At 72.7% G+C, this 12354-nt stretch carries 12 protein-coding genes; 2 read left to right on the top strand and 10 right to left on the bottom strand.

What is annotated here, in order from left to right:
- Positions 1-38 precede the first annotated feature (38 nt).
- From AB0J88_RS23360 to rhaI, 5 genes are read right to left on the bottom strand one after another with little or no spacing between them, the layout of a single operon-like run.
- Positions 39-674 (bottom strand): ThuA domain-containing protein, encoded by a 636-nt coding sequence (locus AB0J88_RS23360; protein ID WP_364359022.1) that lies wholly within the window; start codon positions 672-674, stop codon positions 39-41.
- A gap of 10 nt (positions 675-684) precedes the next feature.
- The gene (locus tag AB0J88_RS23365; protein WP_364359019.1) at positions 685-1890 is read right to left on the bottom strand and encodes an MFS transporter; all 1206 of its coding nucleotides are present in this window, start codon (positions 1888-1890) and stop codon (positions 685-687) included.
- Positions 1887-3305: a rhamnulokinase family protein gene (locus AB0J88_RS23370; RefSeq protein WP_364359016.1), complete on the bottom strand. Its 1419-nt coding sequence runs from the start codon at positions 3303-3305 to the stop codon at positions 1887-1889. Before AB0J88_RS23370 ends, AB0J88_RS23365 begins: the two co-directional genes overlap by 4 nt.
- Positions 3302-5326: a bifunctional aldolase/short-chain dehydrogenase gene (locus AB0J88_RS23375; protein ID WP_364359013.1), complete on the bottom strand. Its 2025-nt coding sequence runs from the start codon at positions 5324-5326 to the stop codon at positions 3302-3304. Before AB0J88_RS23375 ends, AB0J88_RS23370 begins: the two co-directional genes overlap by 4 nt.
- Positions 5327-5328: 2 nt before the next feature.
- The gene (rhaI, locus tag AB0J88_RS23380; protein ID WP_364359010.1) at positions 5329-6510 is read right to left on the bottom strand and encodes an L-rhamnose isomerase; all 1182 of its coding nucleotides are present in this window, start codon (positions 6508-6510) and stop codon (positions 5329-5331) included.
- A gap of 120 nt (positions 6511-6630) precedes the next feature.
- On the opposite strand from rhaI, the gene AB0J88_RS23385 reads away from it, so the two are divergent.
- The gene (locus tag AB0J88_RS23385; RefSeq protein ID WP_364359007.1) at positions 6631-7656 is read left to right on the top strand and encodes a LacI family DNA-binding transcriptional regulator; all 1026 of its coding nucleotides are present in this window, start codon (positions 6631-6633) and stop codon (positions 7654-7656) included.
- Positions 7657-7740: 84 nt separating this feature from the next.
- Here AB0J88_RS23385 and AB0J88_RS23390 read toward each other — a convergent pair whose 3' ends face one another.
- Together AB0J88_RS23390 and AB0J88_RS23395 are read right to left on the bottom strand one after the other, a co-directional pair.
- Positions 7741-8376 carry a class I SAM-dependent methyltransferase gene (locus tag AB0J88_RS23390; RefSeq protein ID WP_364359004.1) on the bottom strand — a complete coding sequence of 212 codons (636 nt, stop codon included), beginning with the start codon at positions 8374-8376 and terminating at the stop codon, positions 7741-7743.
- 9 nt (positions 8377-8385) lie between these two features.
- Positions 8386-8823: an SRPBCC family protein gene (locus AB0J88_RS23395; RefSeq protein ID WP_364359001.1), complete on the bottom strand. Its 438-nt coding sequence runs from the start codon at positions 8821-8823 to the stop codon at positions 8386-8388.
- Between the two features lie 112 nt (positions 8824-8935).
- Between AB0J88_RS23395 and AB0J88_RS23400 the strand changes: the two genes are divergently transcribed.
- Positions 8936-10519, top strand: a complete 1584-nt coding sequence (locus tag AB0J88_RS23400) for an NAD(P)/FAD-dependent oxidoreductase (protein WP_364358998.1) — start codon at positions 8936-8938, stop codon at positions 10517-10519.
- Here the strand turns inward: AB0J88_RS23400 and AB0J88_RS23405 are convergent.
- The 3 genes from AB0J88_RS23405 to AB0J88_RS23415 all read right to left on the bottom strand — a co-directional run bounded on the left by AB0J88_RS23405 (position 10485) and on the right by AB0J88_RS23415 (position 12329).
- Positions 10485-11372: a TIGR04222 domain-containing membrane protein gene (locus tag AB0J88_RS23405; RefSeq protein WP_364358996.1), complete on the bottom strand. Its 888-nt coding sequence runs from the start codon at positions 11370-11372 to the stop codon at positions 10485-10487. The two genes, AB0J88_RS23400 and AB0J88_RS23405, sit on opposite strands and share 35 nt — an antisense overlap.
- Before the next feature lie 34 nt (positions 11373-11406).
- Entirely contained in the window at positions 11407-11757 is a 351-nt protein-coding gene (locus AB0J88_RS23410) for a DoxX family protein (protein WP_364358993.1), read from the bottom strand.
- Positions 11758-11864: 107 nt separating this feature from the next.
- Positions 11865-12329 carry an SRPBCC family protein gene (locus AB0J88_RS23415; RefSeq protein WP_364358990.1) on the bottom strand — a complete coding sequence of 155 codons (465 nt, stop codon included), beginning with the start codon at positions 12327-12329 and terminating at the stop codon, positions 11865-11867.
- Positions 12330-12354: the final 25 nt, after the last annotated feature.

Below are 12354 nucleotides of genomic sequence, written 5' to 3' on the forward strand. Positions count from 1 at the left end.
TGCCAGCGCCGGAGTGCCGCGCCCATGAGCACGGGTACTCAGTGAGCGCCGCGTAGCCAGGCCGCCGCGCTGCGCACCAGCGCGGCGTGTCCGGCCGACTCGTAGGAGCGCACGTCGTGGCCGAAGGCGTCGTAGACCACGCGGCCGCCGCCGACCTCGCGTGCCCAGACCGCGGGTCCGCCGGCGTGCGCGTACACCGGTGCCAGGTCGTCGACCAGGTCCAGGTCCGTGTAGCGCTCGTCGATCACCTCGAAGTCGCCGAGGCCGTCGGCGATCGGGTGGGCGACGTCGGTGCGCCGCACCAGGCTCGGCCCGAGCTCCGGATGGAACGTGCGGCCGTGCTCCCAGACCGCCCCGATCGTCGCGCGCCACGACCGCTCGCGGGGGAACGCGACGGACGAGCTGTGCATCGCGAGCAAACCGCCGCCTTCGGCCAGGAAGGACGCCACGGCGGCGGCGAAGACGGCGTCCTCCGGCACCGGCTCGAGCCGGTACGCGGTCGCGTTGACCACGAGCAGGCGGGCGCCGGCCAGCGCCGCCCTGAGCTCGTCGACCTCGTTGACGATGTCCGCCGGACCGACCAGGTCGGCCAGGGCGGCGCTGGTGGCCGGCAGGTCGTGCCAGGGATCGGCGTGCTCGCCCTGGCCGGAGAAGATGACGGTCTCTCGCTGCATACAGCGGAGGCTAGCTCCGCGGCTCCGCGGGTGCGGGCTCGGCGCCGACCGCGGCAGTGGGCCGGCCGCCCAGGGAGACGCCGGTCAGCAGCGCGGCGAAGCCGAACAGCACCGACACGACGGCCAGCGCCCGCAGCACTGTGATCTGGTTGCCGAGCAGGCCGAGCAACGGGGGACCGGCGAGGAACGCGCAGTAGCCGATGGTGGCGACCACGCTGACCCGGCTGGCCGCGCGCTCCGGGTCCTCGGCCGCGGCGCTCATCCCGACCGGAAAGCCCAGCGCGGCACCGAGTCCCCACATCAGGGCCCCGGCCAGGGCCAGCGGCAGCACCGGCGCGAACACGAACAGGGCGGTGCCGGCCAGGCCCACGATCGCCAGGGTACGGAGCACCGGGACCTTGCCGTACCGGTGCAGCAGCCACGGGCCGAACCAGCGGGCGCCGGTCATCGCGGTGAGGAACGCCGCGAACGCCAGCGTGCCGATGGCCGGCGCAACCTGGTGGCCGTCGACCGAGGCGATCACGATCCAGTCGTCGCCGGCGCCCTCGGCCAGCGTGAAGACCAGCACGAACAGTCCGATGAGGATGGTGCGCGGCTCGCGCCAGGCACCGAACCCGGTGCGTGCGGCTGGTGCGCCCGGTTCCGCGGCGTCGGGCAGGAAGCGCCGGGCGTAGCCGGGCACGACCGTGGCGACCAGCACCGCGAGGGCGGCCAGGTGGACGGCGACCGGCACTTTCAGCGCGACCATGGCGGCACCGACCAGCGCACCCAGGACGGTGCCGACCGAGAAGCCGGCGTGCAGGCGGGACATGATGGTCCGGTCGAGGTGCCGTTCCACGCTGGTGCCCTGGAGGTTCATCGCGACGTCCCAGGCGCCGGTGCCCACACCGAGCAGGAACAGGCCGACCACCACCGGGGGTACGCCGACCAGGGCCCCGAATGCGGCGGTCGCGAGGCCGACGGCGAACAGCACGGCGCTGACCTGGACGACCCGCCGCGAGCCGAACCGGGCGACGACCGGGCCGGACAGGATCAGCGCGAGCACCGAGCCGGTCGAGCCGGAGAGCAGTGTCAGGCCCAGCCCGGCGGGGTCGAGGTGGAGCTGGTCGCGGATCTGGGGGATCCGGGAGAACAGGCTCGCGAAGGCGAGGCCCGACGCGCCGAACGCGACGAAGGTGGCGAGGGTCGCGCGGCGTACCGCCGGATCGGCGGTCATGCGATCCGGCCGTCCGCCGCGTCCCACGCGGTCGCGTCGACGCGGGGCTCGTAGCGGCGCAGTTCGTGCGTCTCGCGTACCAGCTCGCGCAGCGCCGCCAGGTCACCGCGGACCGCGCCGGCCGCGCGGGCCTGCACCAGGACGTTGCCGACCGCGGTGGCCTCCACCGGTCCGGCGAGCACCGGAAGGCCGCAGGCGTCGGCGGTGAGCTGGCAGAGCAGCGCGTTGCGGGCGCCGCCCCCGACGAGGTGCACCACGGCCACGTCGCGACCGGACAGCTCGGCGGCGGTCCGCACGGCGCGACGGTGGGCCAGGGCGAGACTGTCCATGATGCACCGCACCATGGCCGGCCGGGTCTCCGGTGGCGCCTGCCCGGTGCGCCGGCAGTACGCGGCGATCCGCTCCGGCATCCCGCCCGGTGGCAGGAAGACCGGGTCGTCGGCGTCGACGACGGCCCCGAACGCCGGTGCGGCCTCGGCCGCGCCCAGCAACGCCGCCAGGTCCGGGTCGCCCCACTCCCGCAGGCACTCCTGGAGCAGCCAGAGGCCCATCACGTTGCGCAGGTAACGGATCGTGCCGTCCACGCCGCCCTCGTTGGTGAAGTTGGCCAGCCGGCTCGCCTCGGTGAGCACCGGCGCGTCGAGCTCCACGCCGACCAGCGACCAGGTGCCGCAGGAGATGTACGCGAAGTCCGTGCCGTCGGCCGGCACCCCGACCACCGCCGACGCGGTGTCGTGCGAGCCGACCGCGACGACCTCGGTCGACCAGGGGAGTCCGGCGTCGGCGCGCACCGGGCCGATCCGGTCGCCGGCCCGGCGCAGCGGTGGGAACAGCCCGGCGGGCAGGCCGGCGTCGGCGATCAGCCCGGCGGCCCAGGTGCGGGCACGGACGTCGTACAGCTGGGTGGTCGAGGCGTTGGTCTCCTCGGCGCCGACCTCGCCGGTGAGCCAGTACCCGATCAGGTCCGGGATCAGCAGCAGGTGCCGGGCGGCGGCGAGCTGCGGCGTGCCGGCCGACGCGGCGAGTTGGTAGAGCGTGTTGAACGGGAGCTGCTGGAGCCCCGTGGTGGCGTAGAGCCGCTGCTCGCCGAGCCGCTCCGCGGTCACCCGCCAGCCGTCGGTGCGACCGTCGCGGTAGTGCACGGGATTGCCGAGCAGCGCACCGGTCGCGTCGACCAGGCCGTAGTCGACCGCCCACGAGTCGACGCCGACGCTGTCGACCGGGCCGGCCGCGCGCAGGCCCGCGAGGACGCCGGCGTGCAGGGCCAGCACGTCCCAGTGCAATGTGCCGGCCGCGCGCACCGGCTGGTTGGGGAACCGGTGCGCGGTCGTCAGGTCCAGCTGGCCCGCGCCCACCCGGCCGACGACGACGCGACCGCTGGACGCGCCGAGGTCGACCGCGGCGAACGCGTTCACCGCAGGAACGCCGCGGGGACGCCGGCGTCGACGGGGATGTGCACGCCGGTGGTGTGGGACAGGTCGCCGGCGGTGAGGGCGAAGACGGCGTTGGCGACGTTCTCCGGGAGGACCTCCTGTTTGAGGAGGGTGCGCCCCGCGTAGTACGCGCCGAGCTCTTCCTCTGGCACGCCGTAGACCGCGGCGCGCTTGGCTCCCCAGCCGCCGGAGAAGATGCCGGAGCCGCGTACGACCCCGTCGGGGTTGATGCCGTTGACCCGGACGCCGTGGGCGCCGAGCTCGGCGGCCAACAACCGGACCTGGTGGGCCTGGTCGGCCTTGGCGGCGCCGTAGGCGACGTTGTTGGGTCCGGCGAAGACGGAGTTCTTGGAGGAGATGTAGACGATGTCGCCGCCCATGGCCTGGTCGACCAGGAGGCGGGCGGCCTCGCGCGAGACGAGGAACGAGCCCCGGGCCATGACGTCGTGCTGGAGGTCCCAGTCGCCGTCGGTGGTCTCCAGCAGGGGCTTGGAGACGGACAGGCCGGCGTTGTTGACGACCAGGTCGACGCCGCCGAACGCGAGTGCCGTCGCGCGCAGGGCTTCGACGACGGCCGCGGTGTCGGTGACGTCGGCCGTGACCGGGACCGCGACGTCCGTGCCGCCTATCTCGGCCGCGACGCGGGCGGCGGCCTCCCCGTCGCGGTCGGCGACGACGACGCAGGCGCCCTCGGCGGTGAGCCGGTGGGCGATGGCGCGGCCGATGCCGGAGCCGCCGCCGGTGACGAACGCGACCCGGGTCGCCAGCGGCTTCGCCTTCGGCATGCGCTGGAGCTTGGCTTCCTCGAGAGCCCAGTACTCGATGCGGAACTTCTCCGCCTCGTCGATCGGGGCGTAGCGGGAGACGGCCTCGGCGCCGCGCATCACGTTGATCGCGTTGACGTAGAACTCGCCGGCGACGCGGGCGGTCTGCTTGTCGGCACCGAACGAGAACATCCCGACGCCGGGCACGAGCACGATGGCCGGGTCGGCGCCGCGCATCGCCGGGGAGTCCGGGGTGGCGTGGCGCTCGTAGTAGGCGCGGTAGTCGTCCCGGTAGCGCTGGTGGAGGGCCTTGAGCCGTCCGACCACGTCGGCCAGGTCCGCCGTGGGCGGCAGGTCGAGGACCAGCGGGCGGACCTTCGTGCGCAGGAAGTGGTCCGGGCACGAGGTGCCGAGGGCGGCCAGCCGGGGGTGCTCGGCGCGGGCGAGGAAGTCGAGGACCTCGGGGCTGTCGGTGAAGTGGCCGACCATCCGGCGGTCGGTGGACGCCAGGCCGCGGATCACCGGGGCCAGCGCGGCGGCCCGCTCCCGGCGCGCGTCCTCGTCCAGGGGTTCGTGCACGACGGGGCCGAAGGGCTCGGGGCGGCCGTGCTCGGCGAGGTACGCGGCCGCGGTCCGGATGATGTCGAGGGCGTTGGCTTCGCACTCGGCGCTGGTGGCGCCCCAGGCGGTGATGCCGTGCCCGCCGAGGATCACCCCTATCGCCTGTGGACTGGCGCGGCGGACGCCGGCGATGTCGAGGCCGAGCTGGAACCCCGGTCGCCGCCAGGGCACCCAGACGACCCGGTCGCCGAAGATCTCCTTGGTCAGGGCCGGCCCGTCGGCAGAGGTGGCCAGGGCGATGCCGGAGTCGGGGTGCAGATGGTCGACGTGCGCGGCGTCGACGAGGCCGTGCATCGCGGTGTCGATCGACGGCGCGGCGCCGCCCCGGCCGTGGAGGCAGTAGTCGAACGCGGCGACCATCTCGTCCTCGCGCTCGACGCCCGGGTAGACGTCGACCAGGGCGCGCAGGCGGTCCAACCGCAGCACCGCCAACCCGTTGGCGGTGAGGGTGCCGAGGTCGCCGCCGGAGCCCTTGACCCACAACAGTTCCACGTCGCCGCCGGTCACCGGGTCGGTGTCAATGCCTTTGGCCGACGTGTTGCCGCCCGCGTAGTTGGTGTTGCGCGGGTCGGCGCCGAGCCGGTTCGAGCGTTGGACCAACTCTTCGACAGTGGACACGCTCAGGCTCCCCATCCGGCGGCCTGGCCACCGACCCGCTCGGACCTGACGGTCTCGTAGTAGCCGGACCGCTTGTAGGCGGCCACCGGGTCGGGGTCGAGGCCCAGGTCGGCGCGCAGGTCGCGGAGCAGCGGCCGGACGTCGGTGTGATAGGCGTCCATCAGCACGTCGTTGGCTTCGAGCACGTCACCATTCTGCTGTGCGGCGGCCAGCGCGTCAGCATCCACCAGCAGTGCCTTGGCCGTGGCCTCCTGCACGTTCGTCACCGAGCGGATGACGGCCTGGATCTTCGGCTCGAGGTTGTGGCACTGGTCGAGCATGAACGCGATGCCCGCTTCCGGCTTGAGCGCGTCGGCGCTGACGATCTCGCACATGATGCGGAAGAGCTGGAACGGGTCGGCGGCACCGACCATCAGGTCGTCGTCGGCGTAGAACCGGGAGTTGAAGTCGAACCCGCCGAGCTTCCCGGCCCGCAGCAGGATCGCGACGATGAACTCGATGTTCGTACCCGGTGCGTGGTGTCCGGTGTCGATGACCACCTGGGCCTTGTCGCCGAGGGTCAGGCAGTGCGCGTAGGCGGTGCCCCAGTCCGGCACGTCGGTCGTGTAGAAGGCGGGCTCGAAGAACTTGTACTCGAGCAGCATCCGCTGGCGGTCGCCGAGCCGGTCGTAGACGGCCGACAACGCGGACGCGAGCCGGTCCTGGCGGTCGCGGATGCTGTCCTGGCCGGGGTAGTTGGTGCCGTCGGAGAACCAGAGCTTGAGGTCACGGGATCCGGTGGCGTCCATGATGTCCACGCACTCGACCAGGTGCGCGACGGCCTTCGCCCGGATGCGCGGGTCGGGGTTGGTGACGGAGCCGAGCTTGTAGTCGTCGTCCTGGAAGACGTTGGAGTTGATCGCACCGAGCCCGATGCCGCGCTCCTTGGCGAAGGCGGCCAGGCCGGCGTAGTCGTCCACCTTGTCCCAGGGGATGTGCAGGGCGACCGTTGGCGCGACGCCGGTGAAGCGGTGGACGGTGGCCGCATCGGAGACCTTCTCGTACGGGTCGCGCGGGACGCCCTCCTGGGCGAACACCTTGAACCGGGTGCCGGAGTTCCCGAACGCCCACGAGGCCGTCTCGACTCGCTGATCGCGCAAGGCCGCCAGCACGCGGCTGCGGGTGGACGGGGCAAGCTCGGTCATGTCTGGTCCTCCGTGCGGGCCGCGCGGTGCGTGATGAAACGTTTCAGGCGAAGATATCCGTCACCGCCCGGGGGAGTCAAGGTATGAGACGTTTCAGAAGGTCGCGTACGCTGATCCACCATGGCGGCGAGCATCAAGGAGGTCGCGCAGCGGGCGGGCGTGTCGCTCGGCACGGTGAGCAACGTCCTCAACCGCCCCGACATCGTGTCGCCGCAGACTCGCAAGCGCGTCCAGGAAGCGATCGAGGAGCTGGGTTTCGTCCGCAACGACTCGGCCCGGCAGTTGCGCGCGGGCCGCAGCCGCACGGTGGCGATCGTGGTCCTGGACGTCTCGAACCCGTTCTTCACCGACGTGGTCCGCGGCGCGGAGTCCATCGTCGAGGGCGCCGGCGGCATGGTGGTGGTCTGCAACAGCGGTGGCGACGCGGCCCGCGAGCACCGGCACCTGGACGTCCTGGAGGAGCAGCGCGTCCAGGGCATCCTGGTCACGCCGGTCAGCGACGGCAAACAGCCCCGCCTGGACCGCATCGTCACCCGCGGCATCCCGGTGGTCCTGGTCGACCGGGGCGCCGGCCTGGCCAACCAGTGCTCGGTGGCGGTCGACGACGTGCTCGGAGGACGGATCGCGGCGGAGCACCTGGCCGAGCGGGGGCATCGCCGGATCGCCTTCGTGGGTGGCCCGATGGCCCTGCGCCAGGTGACAGACCGCCGTCTAGGGGCGGAGGCGGCCCTGTCGGAGCAGGGCCTGCCGCCGCCGCTGGTGGTCGAGACGCCGATGCTCTCGGTCTCCGCGGGGCGCCAGGCCGCCGACGAGATCGTCACGCTCCCGTCGACCCGCCGCCCGACTGCCATTTTCTGCGCCAACGACCTGGTGGCGTTGGGGGTGTTGCAGGCGTTGACCGCCCACGGCCTCGCGGTGCCGGACGACATCGCGCTGGTGGGCTACGACGACATCGAGTTCGCGGCCGGCGCCGCCGTGCCGCTGTCGTCCGTGCGGCAACCACGGGAACAACTGGGCCGCACGGCCGCGCAGCTGTTGCTGGAGGAGTCCACGGACCCGGACCGCCACGAACACCGCCACGTGGTCTTCCAGCCGGAACTAGCGGTGCGCCAGTCCAGCGAAACCAAACGCCGCCGAGCCCGATAGGGACAGCGTCACCGTCTGCAAAGCCGACGAGGCTCTGAATCGATTCATGTCGTTTCCCGTCGAGCCGGTGCCGATCGTCGCCCGCTAGGCGCTCGCGAACAGGATGCCGCCCGGGAGCTCGTCGTCCGGTCCGAGCAGCAGCTCCGCCTCGACCGTGAAGCCCGCCTCGCGCAGCCAGCCGCTGACGCGGGCCAGGGGGCGGCGGTAGACGTACACGTTCATGGGGTGTCCGCCGTAGCCCTCCGTCTTGTGCTTCGCGCTGTCACCGACGTGGAAGCCGAGCAGCACCGGGCCGCCGGGCCGCACGACCCGGTGGAGCTCGCGCAGGATCGCCGGCATCTCGGCCTCCGGCACGTGCACCAGCGACCAGAAGGCGAGCAGGCCGGCGAGCTCGGCGTCCGCGAGGTCCAGGGCGGTCATCGTGCCCACCTCGAACCGCAGACTCGGGTGGTCGCGACGGGCCACCTCGACCATCGCGGGCGACAGGTCGATGCCGAACGCGTCCACGCCCAGGCCGGCGAGGTGGGCGGTGACGTGGCCCGGCCCGCAGCCCACGTCGGCGACCGGCCCGCCGCCGGCCCGCCGCACCAGGTCGGCGAACAGGGCCAGAGCCGCGGTCAGGTACGGCACCCCGTCGAGCGAGCCGGTCATGCGCTCGGCGTAGCTCACGGCGACCGTGTCGTAGGAGGTGCGGGTGTCCGCCAGCCAGGTGACCGTCACCCGGACAGGTTAGTCGCGGTGCACGGCGATGTTGGCGAGGCGGTCGAGGGCCTCGGAGTTGCGGGGGTGGAGCAGCACCGACTGCACCGCCTCGGGCAGCAGGTGGGCGGGGCCGGAGACGATCGACTCGGTCATCGTCACGCGCGTCGACGTGGCCGAGACCGGCTCCAGCGTGACGCGGACGACCGCCTTGCCGATCGGCCACATCCGCGCGTCGAGCTCGAGGAGGCGGTCCGGCTCCATCGCGCGTACCGTCGTCTGGTCGTTGATCTGGACGGGCCACGGACCGAGCTTGTGGTGGATGCGGCTGCCGACCGCGGGCCATTCGCCCTCGACGTCGCGGATGTGCGCCGCGCCGACGACCCAGCTCGCGTAGCTCCAGCCGTCGGCGAGCACAGCGAAGACGCGCTCGGGCGTGGTGTCGATGACCTTCTGCGTCTCGCTCACGCCTGCGTTCCTTCCCCGAGCCGGGCTGTGCAAACCCGTCATCAGATTACGTATCGGACCGACAGATGTGGGTAGGTTCAGGGCAGGTCCCGAGCGGGAGGGCGGCGAAGCGGTGCGAACAGTCGACGCGGTGGTCATCGGGGCGGGGCACAACGGTCTGGTCGCCGCCAACCTGCTGGCGGACGCCGGGTGGGAGGTGCTGGTCCTGGAAGCGACCGACACGGCCGGCGGGGCCGTGCGGACCGCCGAGCTCACCGCGCCCGGCTTCCACCACGACGTCTACAGCGCGTTCTATCCGCTGGGTGCCGCGTCGCCGGTGCTGCGGGGGCTCGACCTGGAGTCACACGGGCTGGCCTGGCGCGAGGCGCCGGCGGTGCTCGCGCACGTGCTGCCCGACGACCGGTGCGCGGTGCTGTCCCGGGACGTGGAAGAGACCGCGGCCTCGGTGGCCACGTTCGACCAGCGCGACGCGGAGGCGTGGACGGCCGAGGTGCGGCGCTGGCAGCGGATCGGCGAGCCCTTCCTCGACGCGATCCTGCGGCCGTTCCCACCGGTACGCGCGGGCGTGCGGCTGGCGGCCCGGCTCGGACCGGCCGGCGCACTGGACTTCGCGCGGCTCTCGGTGCTCCCGGTGCGCGAGTTCGGCCGGGAGATGTTCCACGGCGAGGGCGCGCGGTTGCTGTTCGCCGGGAATGCCCTGCACACCGACCTCGGGCCGGAACAGTCGGGCAGTGCCCTGTACGGATGGCTGCTCGCCATGCTCGGCCAGTCCGTCGGTTTTCCGGTGCCGGAGGGCGGCGCCGGCCGGTTGGTGTCGGCACTGCTGCGCCGGCTGTCAGCCAGTGGCGGGACCGTCGAGTACGGCCGGCCGGTCGCCAAGGTGCTGCACGCCCGCGCGACCGCGGTGGGGGTCGAGGACACCCACGGTGAACGGGTACGGGCCCGGCGAGCCGTGCTGGCCGACGTCCCGGCGCCCGCCCTCTACTCGCGGTTGGTCGGGCTGGACGCGTTGCCGGCGGCGTTCACGCGGCACCTGCGGCGGTTCCAGTGGGACAACAGCACGATAAAGGTGGACTGGGCGCTCTCGGCACCGCTTCCCTGGACCGCGGCCGGTGCGCGCCGGGCCGGCACCGTCCACCTGGGCGACCTGGGCGGGCTCACCGCCTACAGCACCGCGCTGGCTCGCGGTGAGGTCCCGGACCAGCCGTTCGTCCTGGTCGGGCAGATGACGACCACCGACCCCACCCGGTCGCCGGCGGGCACCGAGTCACTGTGGGCCTACACGCACGTGCCGCAGCGGGTGGCCGGCGACACCGACCTGATGCGCGCGCAGGCGGAGCGGATGGAGGAGATGATCGAGCGGCACGCGCCCGGCTTCCGGGAGTCGATCATCGAGCGGCACGTCCAATTGCCCGGAGACCTGCAGCACAACAACCCGAGCCTGTTCGGCGGCGCCATCAACGGCGGCACCGCCGCGCTGCACCAGCAGCTGGTCTTCCGACCGGTGCCCGGGCTCGGTCGCGCTGACACGCCGATCGACCGGCTCTACCTGGCCAGCTCGTCGGCCCATCCCGGCGGGGGGGTGCACGGCGGGCCGGGCTCCAACGCGGCCCACGCGGCACTGGCCCGCAACGGGATCGGGGGCTCGGCGTACGCGGCGGTCATCGGCGCACTCCAGCGCCGGCTCTATCGCTGAGCTCCCACCACGGGGTCCAGTCGTCGTAGACCCAGCTCAGCTTGCGCGCCCGGTCCGCCGGCACCCACCAGACGCCGACGGCCTCGGCGAACCGCAGGTCGGCCGCCCGCGTCCGGGCGCGCGCGGTCAACAGCTCGGCCGAGCCACGGACCGCGACCGCCCACATCAGCTCCCGTGCGCTCGACCTGTCGAGGTTCGCATCGACGCGTCTCGCCGCCGTCCGCAACGCGCGCCGACCCGCCGGTGTCGGCCACGGAGCCCTCAACAGCAACCAGCCGACGACCGCGCAGGCGCCGGTCACCACCACGACGCCGGCGGTGGCGCCGCGGGCAGCCTCGGCGCGGTTGGTGCCGACCAACGAGAGCAGCCGGACGACGCCGAACGCCGCGGCCGACCACAGCGGGGCGGTGGTCACCTGGAACCACCGCCGCCGCTCGGGCGACGAGAGCAGTCCGCGGCGGACGAGCTCCTCGTGGAGCGCGGCGGCCGCGGCCCGCACTGTCCTGTCGGCCAGCGCCCGGGGCCAGCTGGACGGCTCCCGCAGCCGGTTGTGGATGGCGGCCATCAGCGGCGGCGCACCGGTCGGGAGTGGACCCGTCACGTCGAGGACCGACGCCGGACCGAGGTTGACGGCGCCTTTGCGGTGCAGGCCGACCGCGCAGGTCAGGGTCGCGAGATGGAACCCACCCTTCAGGTATGCGAGGTCGACGGCGCCGGGCTTGCGCCGGCCCGGGTCGCCGCCGGGCCAGAACCAGACGACGGCCCGGGCCGCCAGGCAGACCACGAGGGCGGCCACGGCCAGGGCGACGTACACGGACAGGAAGTAGGTGCCGCCGGAGTTCCACCAAGACACGACCGCCATTGTGCGGTGCCGGCGCACGCCTCTCTCAGGCGTGGTAGGCCAGGCTCACGACCAGGTTGGCCACGACGGTCGTGAAGAAGACGCCCCACCCGACGAGATTCCGGGACCCGACGCGCAGGTGGGCGACGAGCGCACCGACGAAGTACAGGACGAGGCCGACCGAGGCGAGGATCCCCAGCGGCGCCCAGGCGAACCCGACCAACAGCCCGACGGAACCCGCCGCGAGGCATGTGCCCAGCATCGGCATCCAACTGTGCGGCAGGCGCTTCATGTCCAGCTGCGCCTTGGGATAGGCGTGGCCGGCGAAGTAGGTGACGGCGGCGATCGCGGTGAAGACCGCGGTGACGATGGTGACGGTGACGTAGGCGCCGAACATGGGGTTCCCCTCCGTGGGTGGTCCCTCGGAGGACGACACAGCTCCGCCGTATGTGTCACGTCGTGACCCGGCTCACAACACGGAGGCAGAGCTGCCTCCGCGCGGTGTCAGGCGGCTTCCGAGATGGACTTCAGGCGGCCCAGGCCCTTCTCGAAGTCCGGGCCGATCATCTGGTCCATCGACTTGAAAAGGCCCATCAGCCGGATGCCGAAGCTCTTCGGTCCGATCATCGTCCACGTGACCCGCGACCCGGCTGCGGCCGGCTCGACGCGGAAGATGATCTCGTTGCGCGACTTGAAGGGCTTCTCGAAGGCCAGGTCGATCTTCACGTCGGACGGTTCCTGGGCCGACACGATCTCCATGCGGCCGACGCCGGCCTGCCGGTTGCCCGACCACGAGTAGGCCGCGCCGGGTCCGGACGGCGCGCCCGAATATTCGCGGTGCAGCGCCGGGTCGACATCCTCCCACGGCGACCACTGTGTCCAGTTGTGAAAATCCGCGATCTTCTCGTAGATCCGGGCCGGCGGCGCCGCGATCTCGATCGACCGCACGACGGTATAGGTATCGGTCACGGCCGTTCAGCGTACGCCCGCCCGA

This window comes from Asanoa sp. NPDC049475, assembly GCF_040676915.1.
In the GTDB taxonomy this organism is placed as follows: domain Bacteria; phylum Actinomycetota; class Actinomycetes; order Mycobacteriales; family Micromonosporaceae; genus Asanoa.

What these genes read in the sequence shown, in the direction of transcription:
- AB0J88_RS23360 (WP_364359022.1), bottom strand. Translation starts at nt 674, where the DNA reads ATGCAGCGAGAGACCGTCATCTTCTCCGGCCAGGGCGAGCACGCCGAT.
- AB0J88_RS23365 (WP_364359019.1), bottom strand. Translation starts at nt 1,890, where the DNA reads ATGACCGCCGATCCGGCGGTACGCCGCGCGACCCTCGCCACCTTCGTC.
- rhaI (WP_364359010.1), bottom strand. Translation starts at nt 6,510, where the DNA reads ATGACCGAGCTTGCCCCGTCCACCCGCAGCCGCGTGCTGGCGGCCTTG.
- AB0J88_RS23385 (WP_364359007.1), top strand. Translation starts at nt 6,631, where the DNA reads ATGGCGGCGAGCATCAAGGAGGTCGCGCAGCGGGCGGGCGTGTCGCTC.
- AB0J88_RS23410 (WP_364358993.1), bottom strand. Translation starts at nt 11,757, where the DNA reads ATGTTCGGCGCCTACGTCACCGTCACCATCGTCACCGCGGTCTTCACC.